The organism is Ensifer aridi, from assembly GCF_002078505.1.
In the GTDB taxonomy this organism is placed as follows: Bacteria; Pseudomonadota; Alphaproteobacteria; order Rhizobiales; family Rhizobiaceae; genus Sinorhizobium; species Sinorhizobium aridi.
On sequence record NZ_LUAV01000024.1, the window covers coordinates 1 to 26,905 of the forward strand.

The window sequence follows — 26,905 nt, forward strand, 5'->3', positions numbered from 1 at the left end:
ACTGGGACTTAAGCGACCTTGCCAAGATTTACAATGTGGCGGGGTAATCATTTCCAGCTTCGGTCAGTTCACCACCCCGATGGCAGTTGAACGTCTGCGATCCTCGTTTCCTCTGCGCAAATGCAAACATTCGACCGCCATGAGACGGAGCGAATCGCGGATTCGGCGGGGACGATGGGCCAAGCCATATATGGGAGCCACCAATGAAACATGCCCACAAGTTCTACATTGACGGTAAGTGGGTCGCGCCCTCCGTGTCGAAAACACTTGAGGTAATCGATCCCTCGACGAAGCAGCCGATGGGCACGATCGCACTCGGCAGTGCCGCCGACGCGGAAAAGGCGGTCGCGGCGGCACGGCGGGCCTTTGCCTCCTTCTCGCAGACGTCCAAGGAAGAGCGCGTCGAACTGCTGAAGCGCATTGTAACGATCCTGAAGCGGCGCAATGACGAGCTCGGCGACGTCATCTCGCGGGAAATGGGCGCGCCGCTCGCCATGGCCCGGGGCCGAGCAGGCCCCCCTCGGCGCTGCTCATTTCGAGCAGACGATCAAGGCCTTCGAGAGCTTCGCCTTCCAATATATGCAGGGCTCGACCCGCATCGTGCATGAACCGGTCGGCGTTGTCGCGATGATCACGCCGTGGAACTGGCCGATGAACCAGATCGCCTGCAAAGTCGCTCCGGCGCTCGCCACCGGCTGCACGATGGTGCTGAAGCCTTCGGAGATCGCTCCCTTCAACGCCGTGATCTTCGCCGAGATCATGGATGAGGCCGGCGTGCCGAAGGGCGTCTTCAACCTCGTTCAGGGCGACGGTCCCACAGTTGGTAAGGCACTGGCCAGCCACCCGGACGTCGACATGGTGTCCTTCACCGGCTCGACCCACGCCGGCATCGCCGTGGCGCAGGCGGCGGCACCGACCGTCAAGCGGGTGCATCAGGAGCTCGGCGGCAAGTCGCCGAACATCATCCTGCGTAGCGCCGACTTCTCAGCCGCGGTCGCCGCCGGCGTACGGAGGTGCTTCGGCAATTCCGGCCAAACCTGTACTGCGCCAACCCGCATGCTGGTGCCCGCCGAGCGAATGGACGAAGCAAGTCGATCGCCGTGACGGAAGCGGCTGCGCTCGTTGTCGGTCCCCCTTCGGATCCTCGCACCGACCTCGGACCGGTCGCGAGCGCCGCCCCCATCCGATGCGTCACAAGCGCACCGATGCGCTGGCGGCCTCCATCATAAATCGTTACCGTTTCCGGGGACTCAGAGCTTCGCGCTAGTAGCCGGTCATCTCCAGGTAGCCCCTCCCACTGACACTGCCCTCGAAGGCGATCGGGCCTTCCCAATACGGTATGGACGTTGACATCCATGCTTGGTCGTTCAGAGGCCGGGTTGTGACGTCAAAGCCGCGACTGGGAATCTGGACGTTCCAGGAAACCGGAATTTGACGCCCTGCGACTTTGGCGGTTCGCACGGGAACGATCCTGAGAGCTCCCGCGGGCAAGGGGTTCGGTCGCCCATCGGCGGTGATCCAGGTGGCAGAGGTAAATCCCTCCCCCTCATCTCTGAGACGGAAGCCCATCAGCTTCTCCCCTGTATCGAGGTGGAGCGAGAACCACTCCCAACCCGTCTGGTCTTCCGCGAGCGGCTGTGACGACCACTCGCGGTCAAGCCAAGCCTTCCCGGTCACCTCTACGTTCCTCGTCGGCAGCGAAAGCGAGCCTGTCACCGCATAGAATGGTTGCGAATAGTAGTAGCTGGCCTGCCCCTTCGCTGATTTCACCGAATAACCGTTATCGCCCTGCGGGACCAGCGGGCCCGTGGCCGATAGGCGGAGTTCGTAGCCGAATTCCTCTGCTGTCGCAGTCAGGGTGAGGTTAGCCAGTTGGTCCGCTCCCGGAACGGCATTTCCCTGCATCTGCCAGTCGTCGATCCAAGCCGAGAAGGGCTCCGCCACGACCCCAGCCTGCCCTACTCCCCCGCGTGAAATGCGTTCTGCCACGAAGTGGTCTTCCGAAGTCGTGACGGCGGCGTGCCCCATCCAGAGCTGTGGGCTCGACCACCCTTTGTTCTCCCCCGGAGCAAGCGCTGACCGGAAAAGGGTCCACTGCGCTCCGTATTGAGTTCCGTCCGGAGCTTCAAGATTTGCAGTGAGATACCACCACTCTATTCGGAAATCCGGATGCGCGCCGTGGTCGACGGGGAAATGGAACGGCCGGCCGGGCTGCGGCACCGAAAACCCTTCAGCCGCCGAGCCGAGGCCAGCAAAACCCTGGGAGGGCGCTTGGTTTCCGGACAAACTGGTTATGATCATCACCGCAAAAGCGATCGCGATCGATCTAACGCTCATTGGCGAATACCTTGAGAAGTTCCGACGGCGCGAGTCCCGCCAGCCGGCGAAGCGGGATGAATACGGATACGACCGCAGCGGCAAGCGCGACGAGACCGAGCCTGACCCACTCGTAAGGAAAGATATGCATCGGCAGACGCCAGCCGAAGGCTTCGACGTTCACCACCGCAAGAAGCACCCACGCCAGCACCAGGCCGAGGGGCAAAGCGGCAGCAAATGTCGCCAGCCAGAGCACCAGGGTCCTTAGTATCTCAAGAAGAGCGAGATCGCGCCTCGTGACCCCCATCGCCCAAACTGGCGCAAGCTGCGGGAGGCGCATTTCCGAAAGCATGAGAAGGCTTGAGAACACAGCCAATGCCGCAACCCCAAGCGTGAAGATGTTCAGCGCGCCAGTAACCAAAAACGTGCGATCGAAGATCCGCCGTGACTGTTCCTTCAGTGCCGCTTGATCGACGATGTTATCCGGTGGTAGTCCGAATTCGTCCGAGAGGCTCGACCGCAGATCCGCAATCTGATCGGGCTGGACCCGCAGACCATAGCGCAGGCGCGAGACTTGCGGGTGGCGAGAGGTCAGAGCGTTTATTCCGGCGATGACCTGGCCCTTTGGGTTTCCGTAATCCGAATAGACGCCGACAACTGTCGCCTTCCAGTCGCTGGCCAAATCCAGCTGATCGCCGATGCGGAGCCGCTCCCGCCTCCAGAACTGTTCATTGACCAACACCCCTTCACCGGACGCCACGCGATCCCAGACGTCCGGCATAACGACGATCAGGGGCCAGTGTTCCCGGTAGGTCGGATCGTCAACGACACCGAAGATCTGCATCGGTTGCCCCCGGATCTCGGCGTCCACGCTCACGATTGGCAGCACCGATTCCACCTTTGTTGCAAGCCATGCTCGGAGCCGATCTGCCTCGGGTTCGTTCCGGGCGGCGACGTAAAGCTCCGCGGCGAGGCGTTGGTCGAGCCAGCCGATGAAAGTGAGGCGGAAGCTCGACACCATCGTTCCGACGCCTACGTTTGCCGCCAGCGCAAGAAGCAATGCCATGAGGGCGAGGGAAAGTCCGGGGAGCTGCTGCCGCGCATCGGCCCAAAACCACGTGACGAGCGCACCCGAAGACAGCCGCTGCATAAAGGTGAGGAATCCGGAGAGCATGGCCGGGAGAAGCAGCGACGCCCCGAGTAGAAGACAGCCAAGGACGCCAAAGCCCGCCCGAAGTCCATCAGCCCACAGAATAAGTGCTCCCGAGAGGCCTAGCAAAGCCGCTGCGGCCAGCACCTGAAATCGCCGCCCCGTCTGCGACGATCGCCCCCAGGTCTGAGGCTGGGCGGCCGCGAGCACAGGCATCCGCATCAAGCGCAAAAGGCTTTGTATCGAGGAAATCAGTGTTCCGGCCACCGCGATGGCAAAACCAGAGAGCCACCACTCCGGACGTAGGGAAAGGGTGCCGGTGACACTGGCTCCGTAAAGGCCTTCGAGGGTTGCGGCGACCCCGGGCAGTAGCAGCGACGCGATCAGATATCCGATGATGACTCCGGCCGCTCCGGCGACAAGGGCGAAAAGGAAAAGCTCGGCGAGCAGCGAAACCGCAAGCGCGCTCAACGAAACTCCAAGGCACCGAAGCGTTCTGAAGGTCGGCCGCCGTTGCTCGAAGGCGAGGCCGATCGTCGAGTACACGATGAACAGCCCCACCGCGAAGGCGAGAAAACCGAAGGCCGTAAGATTGAGATGGAAGCTCTCGGTAAGATGCTCCAGGTCGCTTTGCGCACTCGGCTCGCGAACCAAGAGCGCCGGGGCAAGCGTTCCGAGCGGCTCCAGACCAGGACGTTGGTTCTCGGCGATCACAATCCGAGTAAGTTCGCCCTCTCGTCTCAATAGCCGCTCGGCTAAGCCGATATCGACGAAGGCGGCCCCGTCCGGCATCCGGTCCGAAACACGCAATGCAAGATCAGTCTGCCTTCGTATTTTCTCCGCGGTTTCGGGAGAGACAATCAGCGTGCCCGGAGGCGAGATGAAGGAAAGTAACTCCCCGGCATTCCTCCGATCGACGGCCTGCGTCTCCGCGGGCATAGTCAGCGGCTCGACGCCGATCACCCTCAGCCGGGCGGTGCCGAACCGATATTCCCCCTCGAGGACCGGCGACACGTTCCAACCCGCTCGTCTGAGCCGCACGAAGACGGCCTGCGGGATCGAGCGGCCGTGTGGAGAAACCAAGTGCGCCAACTCGTTCTGATCCAATGCGGCCGCTGCGCGGGCATAGCTCGCGCGGGCTTCTGCGTTGACGGCCTGCACGCCGGACCACAGGGCAGTCGCCAGCGCCAGGCCCAACACGACAGCGCCGAGCTGCAGCGGCCGTCGTTGCCAGTGGGACAGGAGGGCCGCGGCTACGGTCCAAATCGTCATGCGATCTTCCCCGACCGCAAATGCACCTGCCGGTCGAGCCTGTCCGCGAGCTTTTGCGAATGCGTCACCATGAGCAGCGTCGATCCCGTTCCCTTCGCCAGCGAGAGCATCAGATCCAGGACGGCGTCTCCGTTAGCCTCGTCCAGATTTCCTGTGGGTTCGTCTGCCAGTACCAAGCCGGGACGTGCGGCAAGAGTCCGTCCGATCGCCACCCGCTGCTGCTGGCCAGTGGAAAGCTGCTCTGGATATCTGGTCAGCAATGTCCCGACCCCGAGGCGCTCCGCGAGTTCATTTTCCCACGTGGGATCATGGCGTCCGGCGAGCTTAGCATGGAAGGCTATGTTCGCAGCCACGTCCAGTGAGGGGATAAGGTTGAACTGCTGAAACACGAGGCCAACTTCGGTTCGCCTGTAGGCGGCGCGACCGCTGTCATCCAGCTTGGAGATGTCTCGACCTCCGATCATGATCTCGCCTGCGTCCGGGCGGTCTAGACCGGCTACGAGATGCAGGAGGGTGCTCTTACCGCTACCAGACTCCCCTGTCAGGGCAACGCTGTCTCCTGCGCCGAGATCGAGATCGATCCCTCTCAGCACGTCAAGCCGCCCTTCGGCAGTCTCATAGGATTTACAAAGATTGCGGAGAGCGATCACCATGGCGGCCAAGATCACGACAATGTCACATATGTAACTCTCCACGGCCGCTTGGAAAGGCCCACGGTGAGGTGATGCGAATGCAGACTTCGTCGAACGTCCGGTTCTTCGCAGAACGGCTCATCTGTCGAAGCATACATCCGCTTTTTCGGGCTGTTTTGACACTTTCTCGGGGATGAGCTTAGGTCGCCTACCCTCAGTGCCGACGTTGGGCGCTCGAACCGTCGCCTGCTCGTCAAGTACGATCCGCGGACGCGGCCCCTACGGAGGCCTCGGGTGGCGAAAGGCTTCACACCCCTGCCAACCTTTGGCACCGGAGCAATTTAGCTAGAAAGCTAAAATTGCAGACACTCGAGGGAGCGAGCTGAACGCTGGGCACTGTATACAAACGGCTAGTGTCTCAACGAAGTGGCCGAACTGCAGCTCTCCCATCCATTGTGGTCACTCCGGATATCGCCCGATGCACGCTACCGCTCGGCCGCGGGCGCGGATATCATCGGCGTCCTTGATTTCACCACGGTGCCGAAAATGGATTTGCACACATTCAGAGATTCGGTTGCGAAACCGCAGCCACCCGTCGGCTCAAGCTCCGCCCTGCAGGCGCTGTGGTGGGATGCGAAGGGCAATTGGAAAAAGGCGCACGAGTGCGTGCAGGAGCACGACGAGACGGCGGACATGCGTGTGCATGCCTACCTCCATCGCAAGGAAGGCGATCAATCGAACGCAGAATATTGGTATCGCCGCTGCGGCGTCGCACCGTCAATCTTAACGATTGATGAGGAATGGGAAGAGTTAGCGCAGCAACTCTTGGAGCAAGGCTGAGCTCTGCTCGGCGCAGGGTCTGGTGCCGGCGCATTTGAGGCGACACGCGAATCCTCCCTCGGCCCGAGCACTGGGAGCCTCGTCGGGCTGTCATCCGGTGTTTCGGAAGGCGATCAGGTGAATGCCGGGAACTTGCAGAAAATCTTTCCCGGCGCGCCTGTCAAACCGATACCAGCGACCCAGGCGGAAAGAGTCGAAGACGATTAATGAAGATGGCGCGGGTTCGGAGGTAACGGAGGACTAAGGGGTGCAGGGGGCAACTGCATTTGTCGGACTCCACCACCGCCGGGACCAAACGGATTTCCGGGAGAGGATCGCCGATCCACCCCTGGCATGGCCTCTATCTTACCAGTCCTTCGCGACGGTTACCTTCCGGCAATCCGGCACCTCCCAAACCACGGTCCTCATGCCCCACCGGAGGCGACTGCTGGAAGAACCCACCGAAAGCGCATGGCTGCAATTCAAGGTCAACAACAAGAATCCACGGGACATCGGGGAATCCGTGTGGGCGGTCCAGGCAAACAATAGTCCCCGCGAGTGCTTGGCCGTAGTCGCCCGATAGGCGTCATGCTGCAACGCAGCAATGTATTGGAAGCACGGCTCGGAGGCGGTCCCCCAAGCGGCTGGCTTTCGACCCTTGGGAGGGCGCCCGCTCCTACCACCATACTGGCCAGTCAATGCGCTACACGGCCTGCACGAGAGCCTTTCCCGCCTGCTTGAGGAAGGCTTGGAGACCTCATGGGCGCGCCACCGCGGCGCCCATGACCGGCTGGTCGAACGATTGCACGGGCTCGGCGTCGCCTTCGTGGTCGACAAGGAGCACCGGCTGCCGCAGCCTGAATACGATGTGGATCCCGGAGCGCGTGGAGGATGCGCTCGCGCCCAGACGCCTGCTTGACGAAATCGGGATCGAGATCGGCGGAGGACTCGGACCGCTCGCCCGGGCGCATCTCACGCATCGGACTGATAGGCGAAACTTGCCAGATGAAATGTCGACCGTCTGGCCGACGCGATCGCGGCAATTCTGCCGTAGGGAACGCAACTGGTCATGCACGCAGGAACCGTGATTGACGTTTTATCGCGGTTTTCCGAATGCAAGGAGCGATGCGGTCGTCCTATGCGGTAGCGGCCATCGAAGGTATGTGTCTCTAAAGCGACTCGCTGCGCGAATTATGCGTTTGCTGGCTGCTTTGGCGCGAAATTGTCCGTGAGCACCGGTAGAGGCATGGGTAGGATGGCCTCATGTTTTGGGGGAAGGAATGCTAGCACATCGAATTCGCTCTCAACTTCGACCTTCGCCACTGCTGTTAGCCGCACTCATCCTGACCGGATGCCAATCGGCGGCGTTCGACGACGTCGCGGCGTTCGGCGACAGCGCCAAGACTCTGGAGGATGATTCGGCCGTCGCCTTCTACAAAAACGATGAGCTGATCACGGTTGGCAAACTGCAGTTCAAGGAAAAGAACTACGGAAAATCCTATGCAATCTACAAACGCGCCGTAGCCGTCTTTCCGCAGGATCCTGCCGCCTGGCTCGGCTTCGCCGCCTCCGCCGACATGATCGGGCGGTTCGACACCTCCGATCGGGCCTATCAGCAACTGGCGAAGATGATCGGCGACAGTCCGGTATACTTCAACAACATCGGCTATTCCCATCTCCTGCGCGGCGACTTGCCGACCGCTCGGCGCTACTTCCTGAAGGCATACGAGCTCGACCCGACCAACGAGACGACTGCAAGAAACCTCGAACTGATGAAGAACAGCGTCAAGTTCGCGCAGCGATGACACGGGCGCGGTCGCTGCTGCATCCGCAGGCCAGGCAGCGGGCGCCCGCCAGCTTCGGATTTCTCAGCCGCAGCGCTCAACTTCGCACTCCCGGGACGGGCAGTGCTGCAGAGACCTGACCATGTAGAGCAGCTGCGCTGCTACTGCACTTTGCGCAGGATCAACTTACCCTCCGGTGAAATCGATCGCTCATACCGCGGCAGATCGGCGACCGAGGGGCTCTCGGACTCGATTGCCGGCTGGCCGTCAGCCGGTGACGAAAGTTCCGCTCCGGAGGGCGCCTCCAGCGACGGCTCAAAGCGCTGCATCACTTCCTTGCCGGGTGCGCTCAAGGTGACGGAGCCGCCGGAAGCGAGGAAGCCGGAACGCATCCGCTCGTGAAGAGCGGATAGGTCTTTCTCCAATTTCTCGACCTGCCGGCGAAGGGCGGCCGCATCGTCGACCGTGGCGATCTGGCCGATGTTGCGGCCTTGCCTGTCGATCTGCAGCCTCAGGCCATCGATCGATCGTCTCACGCCGGCCAGCACCTCTCGACTCTCGCGGACATCCGCTGCGTTTTTGGCCGTGTAGAGGAGCGTGCCGGCGTTCAGTGGGAGGAAAATCAAGGCCAAAGCAATGAACGGCCCGTTTCGCGTCCGCGCCTTTGCCGCTCGATTGCCTATCGCATCGTTGCGTGCGATTTCCAGATTCACCGAACCGGTCATCAGCCTTCCTCCTTCCAAGAGTGCACTACTTCACCACCACCGTGGCTCCGATTTTCACTCGCTCATAAAGATCGATGACATCGGCATTGCTCATCCGGAAACAGCCGGAGGAAGCAAAGCCGCCGACCGTCGACTGCTCGTTCGTGCCGTGGATGCGGTAGAGCGTGTCGGCGCTTCCCCGGTAAAGATAGATCCCGCGCGCGCCCATCGGATTGAAGGGGCCGGCCGGAACAAGCTCCGGAAGCTCCGGCGCACGCGCCCTCATCTCGGCGGGCGGCCGCCACTCCGGCCACTCCGCCTTGCGGCCGACCCTGACGACGCCGCGCCAGCGGAATCCGTCGCGACCGACGCCGATCCTGTAACGGATCGCGCGACTGCGGGACAGCACGAGGTCGAGCGTCCGCATCTCGCTGAGAATGACGATTGTGCCGGGCGGGTAATCCTGGGCAACCTCAACGACGGTGCCCGTCTTCGCGCCGAGACTGCGCGGTACGCGCTCGCTCGCCGCCGCATTCGCGACAGGCGCGAGCCAGATGACCGCGATCAGGGCGATGCGGCTCATCGCTGACCTACCCCTGCTCGCGCGTGCCTTCATCGCGTTGGTGCTTCCACGCTTGCCGACCGCACCAAGGAGACGCCAGCACGCACTTCCCTCGATCGGCAATAGGCTCCGGTTGGCAGCCCCAGCCAACGTGTCCGCCACGGGGTCCGCAATCACGTCAGTTTTCCGTGCCATTACCGGATAGGCCATTGGTTCCTGTCGGAGGCGTGGCCGTCGGCAGAATGACAGCAGACGGCGCCGGTGCGGCCCCCTGCCCTTCGCGCTGATAGGTGCGGATCGCCCGGTAAGTCACTTTGCCATCGCCGGGGATGCGGGTGTTCTGCGCTGCCCTCGGGAACGGATCCTGAATGTGGATGCCCTTGTTCGCCTCCATCGCGTTGCCGGCTCCGAAAGTAATCGTGTCGCGATGATTCATGTAGTCGGCGCAGCCGGAAAGGAGTGCTGAGGCCAGCAAGAGAAGGGCGCGACTACTTCTTGGAAAGGGCATGCACTCCTCCCACGTCGAGATCGAGACGATGGCCATATGGTCCCTTCACGCCTTCGCCATTCTTGAAGCGGCGCAGCATGTCCTTGTCGAGCTCCAGCAGGCCGAGCGCAAAAAGCTCCCAGTCGTTCGACGAGCGCGTCTGGTCGAGCGGTGTGTAGAGGTCCTCGCCGGGTGCGGCCGGCCGCACGATGTGCGGGGTGACGATGATGACGAGATCGGACTCCCGCTTCAGGAAGCTCGTCGAGCGGAACAGCGCGCCGATAACAGGAATCTTTCCGAGTCCCGGCAATTGCTGGATGTCCTTCGCATTGACCGATTGCAAAAGGCCGGCCATGGCGAAGCTCTGGCCGTCGCGCAGCGCCACCGTCGTCTTGGCCGCGCGCGAGATGAAGCCGGGATTGCCGTTCACGTTGATCGACGTATCGAGCTCGGAGACTTCCGGCTCGATCTTGAGACTGATGAGCCCGCCGTCGAGTACCACCGGCGTGAAGGTGAGCCGTACGCCGAACGGGCGGTAGTCGGTCTGAGTCGCGACCGTCGCGCCATTGGCGACGGTCGTTTGGATCGGCACCTCGCCGCCGGCGTGGAAGCTCGCAGTCTCGCCGCTCATGGCGATCAGGTTCGGCTGCGCCAGCCGGCGCACCAGTCCCTTCTGCTCCAGCGCATTGATGACGACGTCGATCTGGCCGCCGGCAATCTCCAGCACCTTGGCGATCAGTTGCCCGAAGGGTTGCATGCCGGTCGCCGCCCCCGCGGCGTCTTCGAGCGTGCGAACGAGCTGGCCGTCGTCGTTGACCGTAATGCCCTGGCTCGTCGTTGCCTTGCCGATGCCGTTCCTGCCCTGGCCGGACCAGCCGATGCCGAGGTCGCGGCCGGTCTGGCGCGAGGCCTCGATGACGCGGACTTCGAGCATGACCTGTTGGGAGTCATTGACACGCAACTGGTTCAAGACCGGCTGATCGGAATAGGACTGGGCGATTTCGAGCACGCGCTGCAACTCGACGGCATCGCGCACCACGCCCGTCAGCCGGATGCGATCGTTGGAGTTGAAGACCCGAACGCGTGCCGAGGGAGCGGCGGACCGGATCGCGGCGGCCACCTCGCTGAAATCGCTGGCGACGCGGATATCGATTACGCCGATCAGCGCCCTGCTGTCGTCATAGACGGAAATGTTGGTGGAGCCCGTCTTCTTGCCGCGAATGAAGAGCGACCTGTCGGAGAGGGGCACGACATCGATCAACTCGGCGCTGCCGATCACAAGGTCGCCAAAGGGCTTGCCTGTCCTGATCGTCATGGTGTCGTTCGGCGCCAGCGTCACCTGCTGTACGCTTCCCGCGAGGCTCACGAATTCTTCCTGGGCGTTCGCCAGGCCGATGAGACCGGGGCTCCACAAACCGCTGGCGACTACTGCCGCCGTGACTGCCGCGAGGGTTCTGGCTCGCACCACCCCCTTGCTCATTCTCCTTACCATTCCCGCTTCAGCCTCCGCTCCTCGTTCAGCGCCAGCGCCCACGGGCAAAGCCGCACCCCCACTTCGCCGGATCGCCCCGACTCGATGCTCCACCACGCTTCGTCCTGTTCCAGACGCCAACGGTCGCCCATTTCGGCTCTACCGGCAAGGGTGCTTCCGGCTTTCGTTCGCAATCTGTAACTGTTTTTCGCGAAGTGATTTGCTTCACCTCGCTTTATACCCAGTCGTTCCGGCGCCCAAAATCGACCTTTCACGCGGCCTCCCGTCGTTCGAAAGTGGCGCGAGAAGCTTGGAGAACAAGGGCGACCAGGTGTGGGACACGGGTCGAGCCAATCGCCGGGACCGGTGGTTCATAAATTGTTAATCATAACCGTCCCTTATGCGGGAACCACTTGCAGTCGAGAACAGTTAATCAAGGTTGCATAACTTGGCGGGGGCTCCACTGCAGCGATATGGGGCTGTTGCCACCCAGCTGAGAAGAGTGGTGACATGAATGCTCCGCTTACCGAACGTTCGCCCAGCAAGTCCCATGACTTCTTTGAATATCTTGTCGACGGCATTGCCGAACCGGTGATCGTCAAAGACGAGGCGTCGCGATTTGTTTTCGTAAACAGCGAAGCATGCGCCCTTATGGGCAGAACTCGCGATGAGCTCCTCGGACGCACCGACCACGATTTTTTGCCACGTGAGGAAGCCGACAGGATCGTTGCGCTTGACAGAACCGTGCTTTCGACCGGCGAGGACCGCCAGCTCAAAGAGCAAATCACGACACCAGATGGTGCCGTACGGACGCTCCTGACCAAGAAGCGCTGCGTGCACATCCCGGCTGGGCGGCCGGAGGAGAAGTTCCTGGTCGCGGTGATCGTGGACGTCACGGAACTGCGCAGAACGGAAGAAACTCTTCGGGCCAGCGAAGAGCACTATCGCTCCCTGGTCGAACTTCACCCGCAAGTCCCCTGGATCGCAGATCCGGAGGGAGCCGTCCTTGAGGTTGGCCCACGATGGGCCGAGTTAACGGGGTTGAGCGAAGAAGAGACGCTCGGACGAGGATGGGCGAAAGCCGTGCATCCGCAGGACGCCGGCAGCGTCGACGCGCAATGGCGGCGCTCGCTTTCGAGTGGCGAACCGCTCAACCTCGAATACAGGCTTTTGACCGCAACTGGTCACTATCGCTGGTTCCGAGCCCGCTCAGTCGCCAAACGTGGCAGCGCTGGAGAAATCGTGCGCTGGTACGGTGTCCTGGAGGATGTCGACGAAAGGCGGCGCGTCACCGATGCACTGCGCGAAAGCGAGGCGCGCTTTCGGGCGATCGCCGATGACGCCCCGGTGATGATCTGGGTGGCCGACCCCAGCGGCGATACGAGCTTCTTCAGCCGTTTATGGTTGGAGACGACGGGGCAAACGGAAGCCGAGGCGCTCGGTTTCGGCTGGGTGGATGTGATCCACCCGGACGACCAGGAGAAAGTACAGCAAGCATTCTTCCACGCCGCTGCGGGAAAGGAGCCGGTCCGTACCGAATACCGGTTGCGGCGGGCCGATGGAAGCTGGGCGTGGGTGATAGATGTCGGTCAGCCCCGCTTTTCCGACGATGGAACGTTCCTCGGCTATGTAGGATCCGTTCTCGACATCACCGAACGCCGAGCCGCCGAGATCGCCCAACAGGAATCGCAGGCTTTCATCAGAAGCATTTTCGACAGCAGTCCCGATTGCGTCCGCGTGCTTGATCTGGAAGGCCGGCCATTGCTCATGAACAAGGCCGGTCGTCGGCTGTTCGGCCTCGCGGAAGGGGCCCCTCTTACAAAGACGACATGGGACGTCATCGGCAAGGCCTCCGACGCGCCAAAGGTTCAGGCGGGCTGGGACAAGGTCAGAGGCGGGGAAACCGCTCGCTTCGAGATCACCGTGCTCGATTCCCGGAATGGGGAAAAATGCATGGACGTGATCGCCGCTCCGATCATGGGCCGCGAAGGAACGCCGGTCAGAATGCTCTCGATCTGGCGCGACATCACCGATGCGGAACGCGCCCGCGAGGAAATCAGCCGCGCACAGAGGACGGCCGAAGCTGCGGCCGACCAGCTTTCCTCGGTTCTCGAGAGCACCATGGACAGCGTCATGCTCCTCGATCCCCGGTGGCGTGTCCGTTATTTGAACGAGAACGCCAAGAGGCTTCTGCAGATCGGAGACGAGTCGCTCGGAAAAGTCTTCTGGAAGCTGTTCCCCAAGGAAAAGAAAGGGAGCTTTGCCAAGCATTGTCAGGAGGTCATGAACCGCCGTGTCCGTTCCTTCTTCGAGGACCACCTGTCATCCCTGGATCGATGGATTGAGGCGAATGCTTCTCCCGCGCAAGACGGCATTTCTGTTTTCTGCCGAGACATAACGGAGCGCCGCCGGGCAGAGGAGGATAAGCTGCTCGCTCAGAAACAGATGGCCCACTTGGCAAGGCACGATATGCTGACCGGGCTTGCAAACCGGATGTTCTTCCGCGAATGCTTCGATCGGGCCCTCGGCGCCGAGAGTGCCGGCGCGGGCATGGCTGTGCTGTGCGTGGACCTCGATGGTTTCAAAGCCATTAATGATACGCTTGGCCATCCCGCTGGCGACGCGTTGCTGCGCCAGGTGTCTGCGCGACTCGTCCATTCTGTCAGAGCCACGGACATCGTCGCGCGCCTTGGGGGTGACGAATTTGCCATCATACACCCTCTGGCCAGCAGCCAGGATGAGGCCTTCCAACTCGCCCAGCGGATTATCGACACACTCTGCGAGCCGTTCACCATAGAGGGCGTCAGCGCCACTGTGGGGGCGAGCGTTGGCATTGCGTTTGCGCCGGGCGATGGGACTTCCGCGGATGAATTGATCAAGGCCGCCGACATTGCCCTCTACAACGCGAAGTCAAGCGGGCGCGGCACGTACAGGCGCTTCGATGTGGCCATGCATGCGCAGTTGCAGGCGCACCAGCAGATGAAGGTTGCGCTCAGAGGCGCGTTGGAAAGAAACGAGTTCGAGCTGCATTATCAGCCGCTGATAAGCTTGAGATCGCGCCGCGTGACGGGCTGCGAGGCGCTTTTGCGGTGGCGCAATCCCGAAAGAGGCATGATCTCGCCGTCCGAGTTCATCCCCATTGCCGAGGAAACCGGACTGATCGTGCCGATCGGCGAGTGGATCCTTAGCCAGGCCTGTCGCCAGGCCGCATGCTGGCCGGAACATGTCAGCATTGCCGTCAATCTCTCACCGGTGCAGTTCAAGCATCGAAATCTCATAAAGCAGGTGGCCGACGCGCTCTCGGCCTCTCGCCTCGGCCCCGGACGTTTGCAATTGGAGATCACGGAGTCGGTCTTGCTGGACGAGAGCGAACACAATCTCCAACTGCTCCAGGAATTGCGTAGCCTCGGTGTGAAAATAGCGATGGACGACTTCGGAACGGGCTATTCATCGCTCGGTTATCTCAGAAGTTTCCCGTTCGACAAAATCAAAGTCGACCAAGCCTTCGTCCGCGACCTGCCACACGGCAAAGAGTCGCTCGCGATCGTCAGAGCCGTCGCGGGTCTCGGACATAGCCTGGGCATGACGACGACCATCGAGGGCGTAGAGACAGGGGACCAATTGGAGATCGTGAATGCGGAGGGCTTTCATGAGGTTCAGGGCTACATTTTCTCGCGTCCCGTGCCGGCATCGGAGGTGTCGAAGTTGATTGACGGCCCGCTCTGATGGGGTCGTCGCGCACCCTGCGTCTGCGCCCGTTTTCGCGTATCGCCGTCGGCCATAGCTGCAGCTTTAGCCCTACACGTCTCCACGCGTGTGTGGCACAATCTTGATACTACCGCGCATTGATATGCAATGACGGGAACGCATTCGCTGAGACGATCGTTAGTTGCAAACGGGCCTGCGGGCCGACTTGCTGGCCCGCAGGCGCCAGACAACCGGCGAGGAAAGCGTAATGAATACCTCACGCGTCGCACTTATTGCCGATGATGACGAATTCTTCCGGATCGCACTTGGCTTTATCCTGAGGAGCAAGTTGAACTTCACGGAGGTCATCGAAACAGGCTCGCTCGATGAGGCGATTGAAAGACTGAGCGAGCGTGAGGACATATCGCTGGCGTTGTTCGATTTGGCGATGCCGGGTATGCAAAGTGCGGCCAGCCTTGCCGCTGTGCGCGAGATCCATCCGGATCTCAAGGTCGTCGTCGTCTCGGCCTCATCGCGCCGCTCGGACATCCTGTCTGCCCTCACGGCAGGCATAAACGGCTATGTGCCGAAGGGCCTCGGCGCGAGCGATCTTGCCGGAGCAATCGGCGCGATCCTCAACGGCGCGGTTTACGTACCCCCCTCCATAGCCGGCCGCGCTACCGCTTCCGAGGAAGCAGAGGTTCCCCAGGTCCCCCGGGCAAATCAGGACGAACGGAGCCATCGCACAATCGAATTCCTCACCCCGAGACAGCGCGAGGTGCTCCTGCTGCTCGTACAGGGTTTCTCGAACAAGGAAATCGCCCGCAAGCTGAAACTCGGCGAGGGTACCGTAAAAATCCATATGGCAGCGCTCTTCCGCAGTTTACGGGTGCGGAACCGCCAAGAGGCGGCCGCCGCAGGGGCACGCCTGTTACCCAGAGCCGAAAGCTAGGCCGACATAGTCCGGTAGGATAGGCCGCCTCCTGGCCATCCGGACGAATAGCGTAAATGCCTGCCAGGACGTAGTGACGACAGCAGCAAAGATGAATGTGGAACCAAATGCGCCAGCCTGCTTCGACAGCCAGCATATCCCGACCCCCGCGTCGCGCCTGCACGGCAAATGAGCAAGGGGGTGTCCGGTGACAGGGCACGCCCCGTCCTCAAAGCTCGCTGAACAGGCCGCCTGCAGGGTTGGTCTCAGCTTTTCGGCATCCCGGAAGGGCGCCGTTGCTTCGGCGATCGACCGGCTCATGGCGCGGCGCGGCATCGGCGACAGCCGGTCGTTCCTGGACCGGCTGGGGCTGGACGATGATTTGACCGACGATGTGGTAGCAGCGATCACGGTCGGAGAAACCCATTTCTTTCGAGGCGCCGATCAATTCCGGCTCATAAGGCAAACGATCCTCCCCGAACTCGGACGGCAGTCCGAGGGCTTTCCTGTCCGGATCTGGAGCATCGGCTGTGCAACGGGCGAGGAGCCCTACTCCCTTGCCATTCTCTGTGACGAGGAAGGTCTCCTGGACGACGTTCGGATAACTGCAGCCGACGTCTCCAGAAGGGCGCTCGCCACGGCCAAGACCGCCGAGTACGGCGAATGGTCCCTGAGAAATACCGATAGCGAACTGAGGGAACGGTATTTCACCTCGCGTGAGGGGCGGTTTCGACTGAACGAACGACTGCGCCGGCAGGTCGACTTCGCTCACTTGAACCTTGGCGCAGACGAGCTTCCGGCGCCGGAGAGGGGATTGGGTGACTTCGATCTTATCCTTTGCCGCAACGTACTCGTTTATCTCGACGCGAGCGCGCTGCGCCGGATTGCGCGCCAGCTCCTCGCGTGCCTTACTGATGGCGGCTGGCTGTTGACGGCGCCAACCGATCCGCCCCTGTGGAAATACGCTCCGTTCGAAACTTCGATCACGGCCACAGGCGTCGTCTATCGGCGCATGACGGCCCATCCGCGCACTCCTAAGTGCTCCACCTCACGTATTGGCTCCGTTCAAGGCCCAACCCGGAAACCCGTCGCGCACGTATCGGCCACTCGCGCGTGCCTCGCCGATAGGCGAAACACGCTCGGCGACAATGCCGTCAAGGCCATTGCCAGGCAAATCCGCTCGCATTTCGCCAGGGGCGAGACGTGTGAAGCCGCGCGCCTTGCGGCGCAAGCGGTTGAAAGCCATCCGCTCTCAGCGGAACTGCATTTCCTCCAGGGGCTCTCTTACATGGCCCACGGAGAGACCGACGCGGCTGCGGCGGCGCTGCGAAGGGTGGTCTATTTGGACGGCACTCTGGCCGCCGCGCAGTTCTTTATCGGTATCTGTATCAAGGACAGCGACCCTCAAGCGGCTCTACGTAGCCTCTCGAACGCGCTCCAGTTCTGCCTCTCTCGTCCGCCGCGAGAACGCGTCGCCCTGATGTCCGGGGTAACGGCTGAAGATCTCGCCAAGCGGGCACGGCGGGAGATCGGCAAGATCCGGCGACGCCCGGGGAGCGAACACCTATGACAACACCTTCCCGGCCCGCCGCTCGACCCGTCGATTGGATCGCCGTCAGAAGACGGATGGCAGCAGCGATAGAGCAGACGGAAGCGCTCTTGGAAGCGGCGCAACGAGATACGGACGCACACGACGAGCAACCACCGCGATCGGCGTGGGACGCCTTCGCCGGAGAGAGCGAAGAGCAGTCCGTCGGTCTCGTGACCTTCATGCTCTCGGATCGCCGGTTTGCCCTGGAAATCCGCTATGTCTGCGAAATCGTTTCGAAGGCACGCGTCAGCCCGCTGCCCGGAATGCCCTCGCACGCCTGCGGCGTCTATGATTTGCGCGGGCAGTTGCTGCCCGTCTTCGACCTATGCGGACTGCTCGACCTCCCTCAAGGGGCCGGCGCCGCCAGCGACTGGGCGATCGTATGCGGGCAAGCGCAACCCGAATTCTTGATCCTGTCTGAAACCGCCCCCGAAATACTGGCGCTGCCGCTGGAGGAAATCGGCGCGGCGGAGCCCGGCCAGGGTGACAAAGCTTGGCATTGCGCGACGACGGAAACCGGCACCGTCGTTCTGGACGGCCACCTACTTTTGAACGATCCCCAATTCTTTCTTGACGACGAGCAGATCATCGCCAGCGACGAGATGGAAAGGACCGATATCCATGAGTCCCCGATTAGCGAATAGTCTCTATGGCGCGTTGGGATTGGCCATGCTGCTGTTCGTGGCGGCGTCCGCGCTGCTCATCGGGTCCAGCTTTGTAGCCCTGGAACGGGTGCGGGCCGATCTTGCTGCGACGTCCTTTCTCGGCAAGGAACGTCTCGCTTATCAGATGATCTACGTAGCCGGGCGCCTGGAAAGGGCGGAGGGGCCGGCTCGGGCCGCTGCTGCCGATGAACTGCGACGCCTGATTGATCGCAACGAGCGGCTGCTTGCAGGCCTCGCAAATGGCGACGAAAGACTTGGATTGGCGGCGACGACCCATCCTGCCGGCCTCGCGCAGCTCGAGCAAGCCCGACGACAATGGCGTGAACAGGTAAGGCCGGCTCTGGAAAGAGCCATTGCAGATGCGCCGATAGATCACGCCGCACTGGATGAGCTCGACCCGAAGATCAGGGCCCTTGCGGCGCGAGTGGACGAATTGATCAACCAGATCGAGCAGGCAGGAGTGGCCCGTCTCCAGCGCTCTCAGTTGCTGCAACTTGGTTTTTCCGCCCTCGCCGTCCTGATGCTTCTCCACGTGCTGCGAGTCGCGCGTCGGCTCGTCCGACGTACCCGCGCGCTCGCCGGCCTGGCGGAAAAGGTCAGCTCCGGTGACCTGGAGCAGAGAGCTTCCGCGGAGGGGAATGACGAACTCGCAGTTCTCGGCGCCTCCTTCAATGCGATGACCGCAAGGCTTGCGGGGATGATCGAGAGCGAACGGAGCAGCAGGGAGAGGCTTGAAGAGCTGCTCGCCACGATCTCGGAAACGGCGCAACACCTTTCGTCGTCTGCCGCCGAGATCCTCGCCGGAACCACGCAACAGGTCGAAGGCATGCGTGAGCAATCGTCGGCCGTCGCCCAGACCGTGACGAGCGTCGATGAGGTGCTGCAGACGTCGGAGCAGGCAGCGCAGCGCGCGCAACAGGTTGCCGCCTCCTACGACCAGGCCGTCAAAATCAGCAATGAGGGCCGCCGGGCGCTGGACGATACCGTGCATGTGATGAACGCGGTGAGCTCGCGCACGGAGGCGATTGCCGGAGATATTCTTTCATTGGCGGAGAACAGCCTGGAAATCGGCGAGATCGTCTCGGTCGTCGCCGAGATCGCAGACCAGACGAACCTGTTGGCGCTAAATGCCGCCATCGAAGCCTCGCGTGCAGGCGAGCACGGCAGGGGCTTCAGCGTCGTCGCCAGTGAGATCAGGACACTTGCTGACCAGTCGAAGTCCGCGACCACCCGGGTTCGTCGGATTCTGATGGAGATCCAGAAGGCGACGAACGCAGCGGTCATCGGCGCCGAGGATGGCACGAAGAGTGTCAGCCGCGCCTTGGAGACGGTAAACGAAGCCGGCGAAACGATCCGCCAGCTCGAGGCGATCGTGGCCGATTCCGCACGCTCGGTCGCCCAGATCGCCGCTTCGGCGGGCCAGCAGCGAGCGGGCATGAAGCAGATTCACGACGCGATGCACTACATTGAGCAGGCAAGCAGCCAAAATCTCTCGGCGATCCGGCAAGCGGAGGAGGCCGCGAAAGATCTCAACGAGCTGGGTTCGAGGCTGAAGGAAATGCTTGCTGACCATGGCAACTGACATGACGAAACCCGAAGAATTCGACCGTGAACTGCTGCAGATGTTCACCCAGGAAGTGGGAGAACGCGCATCCGACATCGAGCAGGCGTTGCTAGCCATCGAGGACGCCAGCGAGGCGGAGGAGAAACTCCGTCTGCAGGAGCAGCTCCTACGGACGGTGCATAGCCTAAAAGGCGCCGCCGGTCTGCTTCAGGTGCGGGGAGTGGAAGCGATCTGTCATTGGATGGAAGAGATACTGTCCGTCACGGTGAACGAGCAGCTCGGGCTCGAGAAGCCCAAGCTCGACCTGCTTCTGTCGGCCGCAGACGCAATCAGGGATGCGGCCCGCCTTTTGGAGACTGGTGAGACGCCTTCGCCCGCGCATGGCGAGAGAGTGGTCGACGCGCTGAAGGCCGCTATGGGACAAGGGGCGGACCACCGCGGCGGCAAGCCGAAGCGGCGTCCCCCTCAGACGGCGCAGGTGCCCGTTCGCACCGGCGATACCGATGGCTCCATGCGCGTCTCGGCCGACCGACTGGATACCCTCCTCTACAGAAGCGGCGAATTGCTGTCCTTTGACGCGCTCATACGGCGCCATGCCGAGGAGGCGTCCTTGTTACGGGAGCAGGCAAGGAAACTGCGGGGGGTAAGCCCCGAGTTTGCCGAACAGGTGACAAGCATCGAGAGCGGATTGCGCCAGCTTGCGACATCGCTGCGCCAGCACATGAGACTGATGCACAGTGCGGCGACAGCACTGGACCACGAGGTACGGCAAGCCCGCACGCAACCCTTTGCGGAGGCCTGCAAGGGCCTCGACCGCGTCGTGCGGGACATGGCTGCGGCGTCGGGGAAGTTGGCCGAACTGGAAATCAAAGGCGGAGACATCGAGATCGATCGTTCCATCCTTTCGAGTCTGCAGGATTCCTTGCGGCACCTCGTGCGCAATGCAGTCGCGCACGGCATCCAGTCGCCGGAAGAACGCCGAAAGGCGGGAAAACCGGAGAAGGGCAGCGTCCGCATTACAGCGGCCATCTCCGGAGACCGGATGCAGGTGCGTGTTGCGGATGACGGCCGCGGCCTGGACCTGGCCCTGCTCAGCAAGGCAGCGGGCGAACATCTGAAAGAGGTGAAAGACGAGGCGGAGCTCCTTCGGCGTGTCTTCGAGCCGGGCGTATCGACGTCGGACACGGTCACCAACCTGTCCGGGCGCGGAATAGGCCTCGACATCGTCAAACGCAATATCGAAACGCTGCGTGGCACGGCGGAGGTTTCCCAAGTAACGACGGGAGGCGCCGCCTTCACCCTCACGCTCCCCCTGACACTGGCGACGGTCCGTGCACTGGAAGTCATCGCAGGGGAGCATGTGTTCACGATCGACACGGCCTCGGTCCAGCGCGTGATACGCATTCACGCCCAAGACTTCGCCATGTCGGGGAACAGCTGCGTCGTCAACACCCTGAGCGGTTCGATACCCTTCGTTGATCTTGCCAATTGGCTCGGGGTGCGGCCCGGACGCGGCGATGCCGGGCAGGCCATGACAGCCGTCGTGGTCGACGCTCCGGGTGGGCCGCTCGCGGTGCTCGTCGATGCTATTGCCGGTGAGCAGGAACTTGTCGCACGCCCGCTCGGCGCGCGGCTCGCGAAAGTTCGTCGTTACAGCGCCGGCATGGCGCTACCCGATGGGCGCATCGCCCTCCTCCTGAACGTGGCAGCACTTGCCGAGGCTGCCGCCGAAATGCGATCACCGGCCGGCGCACGCGTGCCGCGGCCACTTCCGGCCGCACGCCGCAAGGTGCTCGTCGTCGACGACTCAAAATACGTACGAACCTTGGTGAAGCTCATCCTCGAGGGCGCGGGATATGATGTCGCGACGGCAAGCAACGGCAAGGAGGCCTTGGAGCAACTTCTTGACCGCGGCGCCGATATGGTGGTGGCGGATGTCGACATGCCGTCCATGAACGGTTTCGAACTCACCGAGGCCATTCGTCAATCGGAGCGTTTCACCGACACGCCCGTCGTCCTCGTCACCGGCCGGGATACCCTTGAGGACAAGGTGCGGGGGCTGCGTGCCGGCGCAAATGCCTATCTGAGGAAAGACCAGTTCGACGCGCAGCACTTCCTGGAGACGATGCGCCGGGTCGTGTGAGGACGAGGATGACACGTATTCTGCTTGCGACATCGACACTGGACCTTGAAGAGCTTGTCAAAAGGGCGGCTGGGGGTGCCGCCGTGGAGCTCGTGGGCGTAGCAAGGAGCGGCAAGGACGCGGTGAGGATGACCGGTAAACTCTTGCCGGACATCGTCGCAGTCGAGCTCCGCGACGACCACACCGCCGAAACCGTCAGGGAGATCATGATCACTGTGCCGACGCCTGTCGTCATGGTGGCCTATCAGGACGGTTCACGATTGGGGGCCATGTCCGCGCGCGCGCTCGACGCGGGCGCACTCGCGGTCATTCCGGCGCCGGTCGCATCCGGCACGTCTCTCGAACAAGCGGCCATCGAAAAGTTCCTGTCGACGATCAAGGCCATGGCGCAGGTCAAGGTCGTTCGCCAGTGGCCCAAGAAGACGCACGGCGATCGCCAGGTCAAAGGGGCACGAGACGCTGCGGCACACACCCAGATCGCTATCGTTGGGATCGCCGCCTCAACCGGGGGGCCGGCCGCGATCCGCTCGATATTGAAGGGCCTTTCCGCCGATTTTCCGGCACCCATCCTCATCGTGCAGCACATGTCGGACGGCTTCATCGACGGCGTTGCCGCATCCCTCGACGCGACGGTTGCGCTCAAGGTAAAGGTCGGCACGAACGGCGAACGGCTGAGGCCCGGCACGGTTTATCTCGCCCCCGACGGCCATCAACTCGGCGTCTCGGGCAAGTCGCGCCTGCGGGTCGTGGACGACGACCCCATTCAGGGCTTCAGGCCGTCCGGATCGTATCTCTTCGGTTCGATTGCCCGCGCGTTCAAGGACGAGTCCCTCGCGGTCATCCTGACGGGGATGGGCGATGACGGCACCGAGGGCCTTCGAGCGCTGCACGTGGCGGGCGGCAAGGTGATCGCGCAGGATGAGAAAAGTTCAGTCGTCTTCGGAATGCCAAAATCGGCGATCTCGGCGGGTCTCGTCGATTTCGTCCTGCCATTGGACGATATAGCCGGAAAGATCACCGCGCTTGCGAGCGGAACATGCGGAGCCTGAACAGAGTTACGGCGCTGCGCGTCGGCTTGACGCGCAGCGCCGCCCTCGCCCCAACCCAACTTTAAAAGCTCATCATCTGAATGGCCGCCGGCGTGACGATGACCGCGAAGAGCACGGGAAGGAAGAACAGGATCATCGGCACTGTGAGCTTCGGTGGGAGGGATGCCGCTCTCTTTTCAGCCTCACTCATGCGCATGTCGCGATTCTCCTGCGCCATGACCCGAAGCGCTTGACCGAGAGGCGTACCGTATTTTTCCGCCTGGATAAGGCTGGTGACCACGGCACGCACGCCCTCCACGCCGGTTCTCTGCCCCAGATTCTCAAACGCCTGTCGCCGGTCCTGCAGGTAGGAAAGCTCCGCCGTTGTCAGGAGCATTTCCTCTGCGATCTCGGGCGATTGTGCGCCAATCTCTTCGCCCACTTTCCGGAAGGCGCTCTCGATACCCATGCCGGCTTCCACGCTGATCAGCAGGAGGTCGAGCGCCTCCGGCCACGATCGGCGGATCGCCTGCTGCCGCTTCGTGATCCTGTTCCTGATGTAAATCGCCGGCGCGAAGTAGCCGAGGGAGCCGATGGCGGCGGCCATGGCCACGATAAGGAGCAGCGGCGCTTCCGGCTGAATTATGAGCAGGATATAGAGCAGGCTGGCCACGAAGAGCACAATTGGCGCCATCAGCCGGACAGCGAGAAAGGTCGTCACCGGAGCATGGCCGCGATAGCCGGCCATGCTCAGTTTGCGGATGATTTCGCCATCCTCCGCCTGCTTGGCAAGATTGAAGCGGTCGACGATCGCCTGATAGAGGCGCTTCGGCTCGACGCGCAGTGAGACCTTGCTCTTCCCGGCATCGAGCCGGGCGCGCTCGCGCTGGCGGATGCGCTCGCGTTCGCTCTCCACCTTCTTCATACGCTCGGCAAGCGTGTCGCGAAAGACATAGGGCCAAGAAACGACGACGACCGCAGAAAAGGCGGACAGGCCCGCCATCAAAGCGGATAGCTGTTCCAGATCAGGGATATAGGCGCCAAAGCTCATCTCGTCTCTCAGAAGTCGAAGTTGATCATTTTACGCATGACAAGCATGCCGATACCCATCCACAACGCACAGCCGGCAAGCACGAGCTTCCCGATCAGTGTCGTGAACAGCAGCGTCATGTAGTCCGGGCTGGTCAGATAAACGGCGCCGGCGACCAAGAACGGCAAGGCGCCGATAATTCCCGCTGACGATTTTGCCTCCGCGCTCATGGCCTTGATCTTGCCTTTCATCTTCTTGCGATCGCGCAGAACCTTGGAAAGATTGCCGAGCGCCTCCGAGAGGCTGCCGCCGGTGCGGCTCTGGATGGCGATGACGATGGCGAAGAAATTGGCTTCGGGCAGCGGTATACGTTCGCACATGCGCTGCACGGCCTCATCGACTGGGAGGCCGAGCGTCTGGTCCTGCGCGATGGTCACGAACTCGCTTTTGACCGGCTCCTGCGCTTCCGCCGCGATCACCCGCAGGCAGTCCGTCAGCGGCAGGCCGGCCTTCAAGCCTCGAACGATGACGTCGACCGCATTCGGAAACTCTGCCGTGAAGCGAGCAAATCGCATCTTGCGCTTCGTGTTCACATAGAGGTGCGGCAGGAGCAAACCGCCCGCGATGGCGAAGCCGAGGGCGACCAGCGAGCCGAGCCCCAGAGAGACCATCACGCACCAGGTGGCGAGTGCCGCAGCGGCGCAAACGAGCAGGTAAGTCTTTTGCGACCAGGGGAGACCCGCCTGGCGGAGCCTGGTGGCCAAAGACGGTTTCCCGCTCTTGCGGGCATTTGCCTGTTTCTTTTCCTCGATCTCGCGTAGCGTCTTTTCCACCGAACGGCGACGATCGCGGCCGTCCTCGTTCGCCGCCTCGTTCTGCTTGCCAATCGCCGGCGCCGCGATGCGCTCGAACCTTTGCCGGTAGGCGCTTGCCTTGGCGACGCGCGGATAGAACGCAGCCAGCATCACGCCGCCGACGCTGGTCGAGGCGAGGAGAAAAACAAACATCGGGAGCAGCGAAGAGGTAAGCATCTCTAGTAGACCTGTATTCGATCGTTACGCCGCCGCCTTCATCTCTGCGGCGTCCAGGGCCGCGGCAAGCCGGGCCTCTTCGCCGTAGTAGCGTGCGCGGTCCCAGAATGCCGGCCGGCCGATGCCGGTCGAGCGATGTCGTCCGATGAGGTTGCCTTTTTCGTCCTCGCCGAGAATGTCGTAGACAAAGAGGTCCTGGGTCGTGACCACATCGCCCTCCATGCCGAGCACTTCGGTGATGTGGGTGATCCGGCGCGAGCCGTCACGAAGGCGTGCGGCCTGCACGATCACGTCGACCGAGGAAACGAGCATTTCGCGAATTGCCTTGCCCGGCAGCGAATGCCCGCCCATGGTGATCATCGCCTCGATGCGCGAGATCGCCTCGCGCGGCGAGTTGGCGTGGAGCGTGCCCATCGAACCGTCGTGACCGGTGTTCATCGCCTGCAGGAGGTCGAAGGCCTCCGGGCCGCGAACCTCGCCGACGATGATCCTTTCCGGCCGCATGCGCAGGCAGTTCTTGACGAGTGCGCGCATGGTGATTTCGCCCTGGCCTTCGATGTTCGGCGGGCGCGTCTCGAGCCGCACGACGTGCGGCTGCTGCAGTTGCAGTTCGGCCGCGTCTTCGCAGGTGATGATGCGTTCGCGCGGATCGATGTAACCGGTGAGGCAGTTCAATAGCGTCGTCTTGCCGGAGCCGGTGCCGCCGGATATGAGCACGTTGCAGCGGACGCGGCCGATGATCTTCAGGATCTCGGCGCCTTCCGGCGAGATCGAGCCGAAGCGCACGAGTTGATCGAGCTTCAGCTTCTCTTTCTTGAACTTGCGGATCGTCAGCGAGGGCCCGTCGATGGCGAGCGGGGGCGCAATGACGTTGACGCGGGAGCCGTCTGCGAGACGTGCGTCGCAGATCGGGCTCGATTCATCGACACGCCGGCCGACCTGGCTGACAATGCGCTGGCAGATGTTGAGGAGCTGTTCGTTGTCGCGGAAGCGGATGCCGGTTTCCTGCACCTTGCCCCCGACCTCGATGAAGACGTGGTTTGCGCCATTCACCATGATGTCGGCGATGTCGTCGCGTGCCAGCAAGGGTTCAAGCGGACCGTAGCCAAGGATGTCGTTGCAGATGTCGTTGAGCAGTTCGTTCTGCTCGGCCATGGAAATCCCGGCCTTCTTGGCGGCGACGATGTCGTTGATGATCGCGCCGATTTCCTTGCGCGCCTGCTCGCCGTCCATGCTGGAGAGTGCGGCGACGTCGATCGTGGCGATGAGCGCGCTGAAGATTTCCTTCTTCAAAGCATAGTATTGTTCGGCTTTTTCCGGCTTTGCGGCCGTTGCCAACTCGACGATCTTCTCAGGCGCGCTCACCACCGCGCTTGTTTGCGGCTCCTTTGCAGCATCCCGCTCGGCAGCAGTTTCAAGTGGCTTTTCTTCCGGTACGAATTTCTTGCCGAACATCGACTTCACCTTGGCCACGTGTGTCAAGCTACTTTCCGGGCGGCGGACAAGATTGCGGAGGAGGTTCCTCCGCAATCTTAGCGGATTAGACGGCCAACTTTAGCTTCGCAGAGATTCTGCCGAACAGGCCGGAAATGTCGGTACCGACAGCGCTCGTGGCCGCGATGATGCCAACAGCGATCAAACCGGCGATCAGGCTGTATTCGATGGCGGTGGCGCCAGATTCGTTGCGGACGAAGCGGACAAGGAGATTTTTCATGGTTCGGGTCCTTCAAGTGGGTTGAGGTTGCGCCGAGGCTTGGGTTCGGCTTCACAGGCCGGGCCGGGTTCTGCCCTCGTTTCCCGCTTGCTGTGTGGCTCTCATATAGACTTTATTAACCCTTTCGATCCATTCAGCCTGATGGCTGATACCTCTTTCGGTTGAGCTCGGCCTGTTGGCCTAGTCCGATCGTATGGACCGCACTATTTCCATGCTTTGGCCGTTGTATCAGAACGGATGATGCCTCCATCCGTTGACGAAGACCGGAGCGAAAACGGAGCGTTCCAATGCGCGCTGGCACCAGATGGCTTGTTCTCGCGGCGG

The 26,905-nt window shown here is 62.1% G+C and carries 20 protein-coding genes and 3 pseudogenes; 11 read left to right on the top strand and 12 right to left on the bottom strand.

The genetic code is table 11. The features are described from left to right. Positions 1-203 precede the first annotated feature (203 nt). Positions 204-1,178: pseudogene (locus AYK65_RS21185) on the top strand (aldehyde dehydrogenase family protein); the annotation flags it as partial. 85 nt (positions 1,179-1,263) lie between these two features. On the opposite strand, the gene AYK65_RS21190 reads toward AYK65_RS21185, so the two are convergent. Genes AYK65_RS21190 through AYK65_RS21200 form a run of 3 tightly spaced genes read right to left on the bottom strand, consistent with a single transcriptional unit; the run spans position 1,264 to position 5,391 of the window. After that, a complete protein-coding gene (locus tag AYK65_RS21190; protein WP_046119811.1) occupies positions 1,264-2,337 on the bottom strand; it encodes a lipocalin-like domain-containing protein in 1,074 nt (357 codons plus the stop codon). Next, positions 2,327-4,738 carry an ABC transporter permease gene (locus AYK65_RS21195; RefSeq protein WP_081160485.1) on the bottom strand — a complete coding sequence of 804 codons (2,412 nt, stop codon included), beginning with the start codon at positions 4,736-4,738 and terminating at the stop codon, positions 2,327-2,329. Before AYK65_RS21195 ends, AYK65_RS21190 begins: the two co-directional genes overlap by 11 nt. Further along, positions 4,735-5,391, bottom strand: a complete 657-nt coding sequence (locus AYK65_RS21200) for an ABC transporter ATP-binding protein (RefSeq protein WP_026617062.1) — start codon at positions 5,389-5,391, stop codon at positions 4,735-4,737. The genes AYK65_RS21195 and AYK65_RS21200 overlap by 4 nt, the downstream gene beginning before the upstream one ends. A gap of 525 nt (positions 5,392-5,916) precedes the next feature. Between AYK65_RS21200 and AYK65_RS21205 the strand changes: the two genes are divergently transcribed. The 3 genes and pseudogenes from AYK65_RS21205 (at position 5,917) to AYK65_RS21220 (ending at position 7,994) form a co-directional block, all read left to right on the top strand. Continuing rightward, entirely contained in the window at positions 5,917-6,210 is a 294-nt protein-coding gene (locus AYK65_RS21205; RefSeq protein WP_026617061.1) for a hypothetical protein, read from the top strand. 641 nt (positions 6,211-6,851) lie between these two features. Continuing rightward, positions 6,852-7,243 (top strand): annotated as a pseudogene (locus tag AYK65_RS33670) (alanine--glyoxylate aminotransferase family protein); the annotation flags it as partial. Positions 7,244-7,469: 226 nt separating this feature from the next. Then, positions 7,470-7,994: a tetratricopeptide repeat protein gene (locus AYK65_RS21220; protein WP_046119155.1), complete on the top strand. Its 525-nt coding sequence runs from the start codon at positions 7,470-7,472 to the stop codon at positions 7,992-7,994. Positions 7,995-8,134: 140 nt separating this feature from the next. Here the strand turns inward: AYK65_RS21220 and AYK65_RS21225 are convergent, their stop codons facing one another. The 5 genes and pseudogenes from AYK65_RS21225 to AYK65_RS33675 form a co-directional block, all read right to left on the bottom strand. Then, positions 8,135-8,698: a hypothetical protein gene (locus tag AYK65_RS21225; protein WP_026617058.1), complete on the bottom strand. Its 564-nt coding sequence runs from the start codon at positions 8,696-8,698 to the stop codon at positions 8,135-8,137. A gap of 25 nt (positions 8,699-8,723) precedes the next feature. Continuing rightward, entirely contained in the window at positions 8,724-9,260 is a 537-nt protein-coding gene (locus AYK65_RS21230) for a L,D-transpeptidase (RefSeq protein ID WP_420810261.1), read from the bottom strand. A gap of 157 nt (positions 9,261-9,417) precedes the next feature. Beyond that, positions 9,418-9,747, bottom strand: coding sequence for a pilus assembly protein (locus AYK65_RS21235; protein ID WP_081160490.1), 330 nt, complete (start codon positions 9,745-9,747; stop codon positions 9,418-9,420). Continuing rightward, positions 9,728-11,206 carry a type II and III secretion system protein family protein gene (locus AYK65_RS21240; protein WP_081160492.1) on the bottom strand — a complete coding sequence of 493 codons (1,479 nt, stop codon included), beginning with the start codon at positions 11,204-11,206 and terminating at the stop codon, positions 9,728-9,730. Before AYK65_RS21240 ends, AYK65_RS21235 begins: the two co-directional genes overlap by 20 nt. A gap of 78 nt (positions 11,207-11,284) precedes the next feature. After that, positions 11,285-11,387 (bottom strand): annotated as a pseudogene (locus tag AYK65_RS33675) (Flp pilus assembly protein CpaB); the annotation flags it as partial. A 320-nt stretch (positions 11,388-11,707) separates the two neighbouring features. Here AYK65_RS33675 and AYK65_RS21245 point away from each other — a divergent pair. The 7 genes from AYK65_RS21245 (at position 11,708) to AYK65_RS21275 (ending at position 22,827) form a co-directional block, all read left to right on the top strand. Then, positions 11,708-14,923 (top strand): PAS domain S-box protein, encoded by a 3,216-nt coding sequence (locus tag AYK65_RS21245; protein ID WP_081160495.1) that lies wholly within the window; start codon positions 11,708-11,710, stop codon positions 14,921-14,923. Positions 14,924-15,152: 229 nt separating this feature from the next. Continuing rightward, positions 15,153-15,836 carry a LuxR C-terminal-related transcriptional regulator gene (locus AYK65_RS21250; protein ID WP_046119319.1) on the top strand — a complete coding sequence of 228 codons (684 nt, stop codon included), beginning with the start codon at positions 15,153-15,155 and terminating at the stop codon, positions 15,834-15,836. Positions 15,837-16,023: 187 nt separating this feature from the next. Continuing rightward, positions 16,024-17,385, top strand: coding sequence for a CheR family methyltransferase (locus tag AYK65_RS21255; RefSeq protein ID WP_081160498.1), 1,362 nt, complete (start codon positions 16,024-16,026; stop codon positions 17,383-17,385). Beyond that, positions 17,382-18,050 (top strand): chemotaxis protein CheW, encoded by a 669-nt coding sequence (locus tag AYK65_RS21260; protein ID WP_081160500.1) that lies wholly within the window; start codon positions 17,382-17,384, stop codon positions 18,048-18,050. Before AYK65_RS21255 ends, AYK65_RS21260 begins: the two co-directional genes overlap by 4 nt. After that, positions 18,028-19,653, top strand: a complete 1,626-nt coding sequence (locus tag AYK65_RS21265; protein ID WP_081160503.1) for a methyl-accepting chemotaxis protein — start codon at positions 18,028-18,030, stop codon at positions 19,651-19,653. Before AYK65_RS21260 ends, AYK65_RS21265 begins: the two co-directional genes overlap by 23 nt. 1 nt (position 19,654) lies before the next feature. After that, positions 19,655-21,778, top strand: a complete 2,124-nt coding sequence (locus AYK65_RS21270; RefSeq protein ID WP_081160505.1) for a hybrid sensor histidine kinase/response regulator — start codon at positions 19,655-19,657, stop codon at positions 21,776-21,778. 8 nt (positions 21,779-21,786) lie between these two features. Further along, entirely contained in the window at positions 21,787-22,827 is a 1,041-nt protein-coding gene (locus AYK65_RS21275) for a chemotaxis protein CheB (RefSeq protein ID WP_026617048.1), read from the top strand. Positions 22,828-22,888: 61 nt separating this feature from the next. Here the strand turns inward: AYK65_RS21275 and AYK65_RS21280 are convergent, their stop codons facing one another. From AYK65_RS21280 to AYK65_RS21295, 4 genes are all read right to left on the bottom strand, one after another. After that, entirely contained in the window at positions 22,889-23,857 is a 969-nt protein-coding gene (locus AYK65_RS21280) for a type II secretion system F family protein (protein ID WP_052728514.1), read from the bottom strand. An 8-nt stretch (positions 23,858-23,865) separates the two neighbouring features. Next, positions 23,866-24,867, bottom strand: a complete 1,002-nt coding sequence (locus AYK65_RS21285) for a type II secretion system F family protein (RefSeq protein ID WP_081160508.1) — start codon at positions 24,865-24,867, stop codon at positions 23,866-23,868. 24 nt (positions 24,868-24,891) lie between these two features. Further along, positions 24,892-26,322, bottom strand: a complete 1,431-nt coding sequence (locus AYK65_RS21290) for a TadA family conjugal transfer-associated ATPase (protein WP_034885885.1) — start codon at positions 26,320-26,322, stop codon at positions 24,892-24,894. Positions 26,323-26,407: 85 nt separating this feature from the next. Further along, positions 26,408-26,581, bottom strand: coding sequence for a Flp family type IVb pilin (locus AYK65_RS21295; RefSeq protein ID WP_026617044.1), 174 nt, complete (start codon positions 26,579-26,581; stop codon positions 26,408-26,410). Between the last annotated feature and the right edge of the window lie 324 nt (positions 26,582-26,905).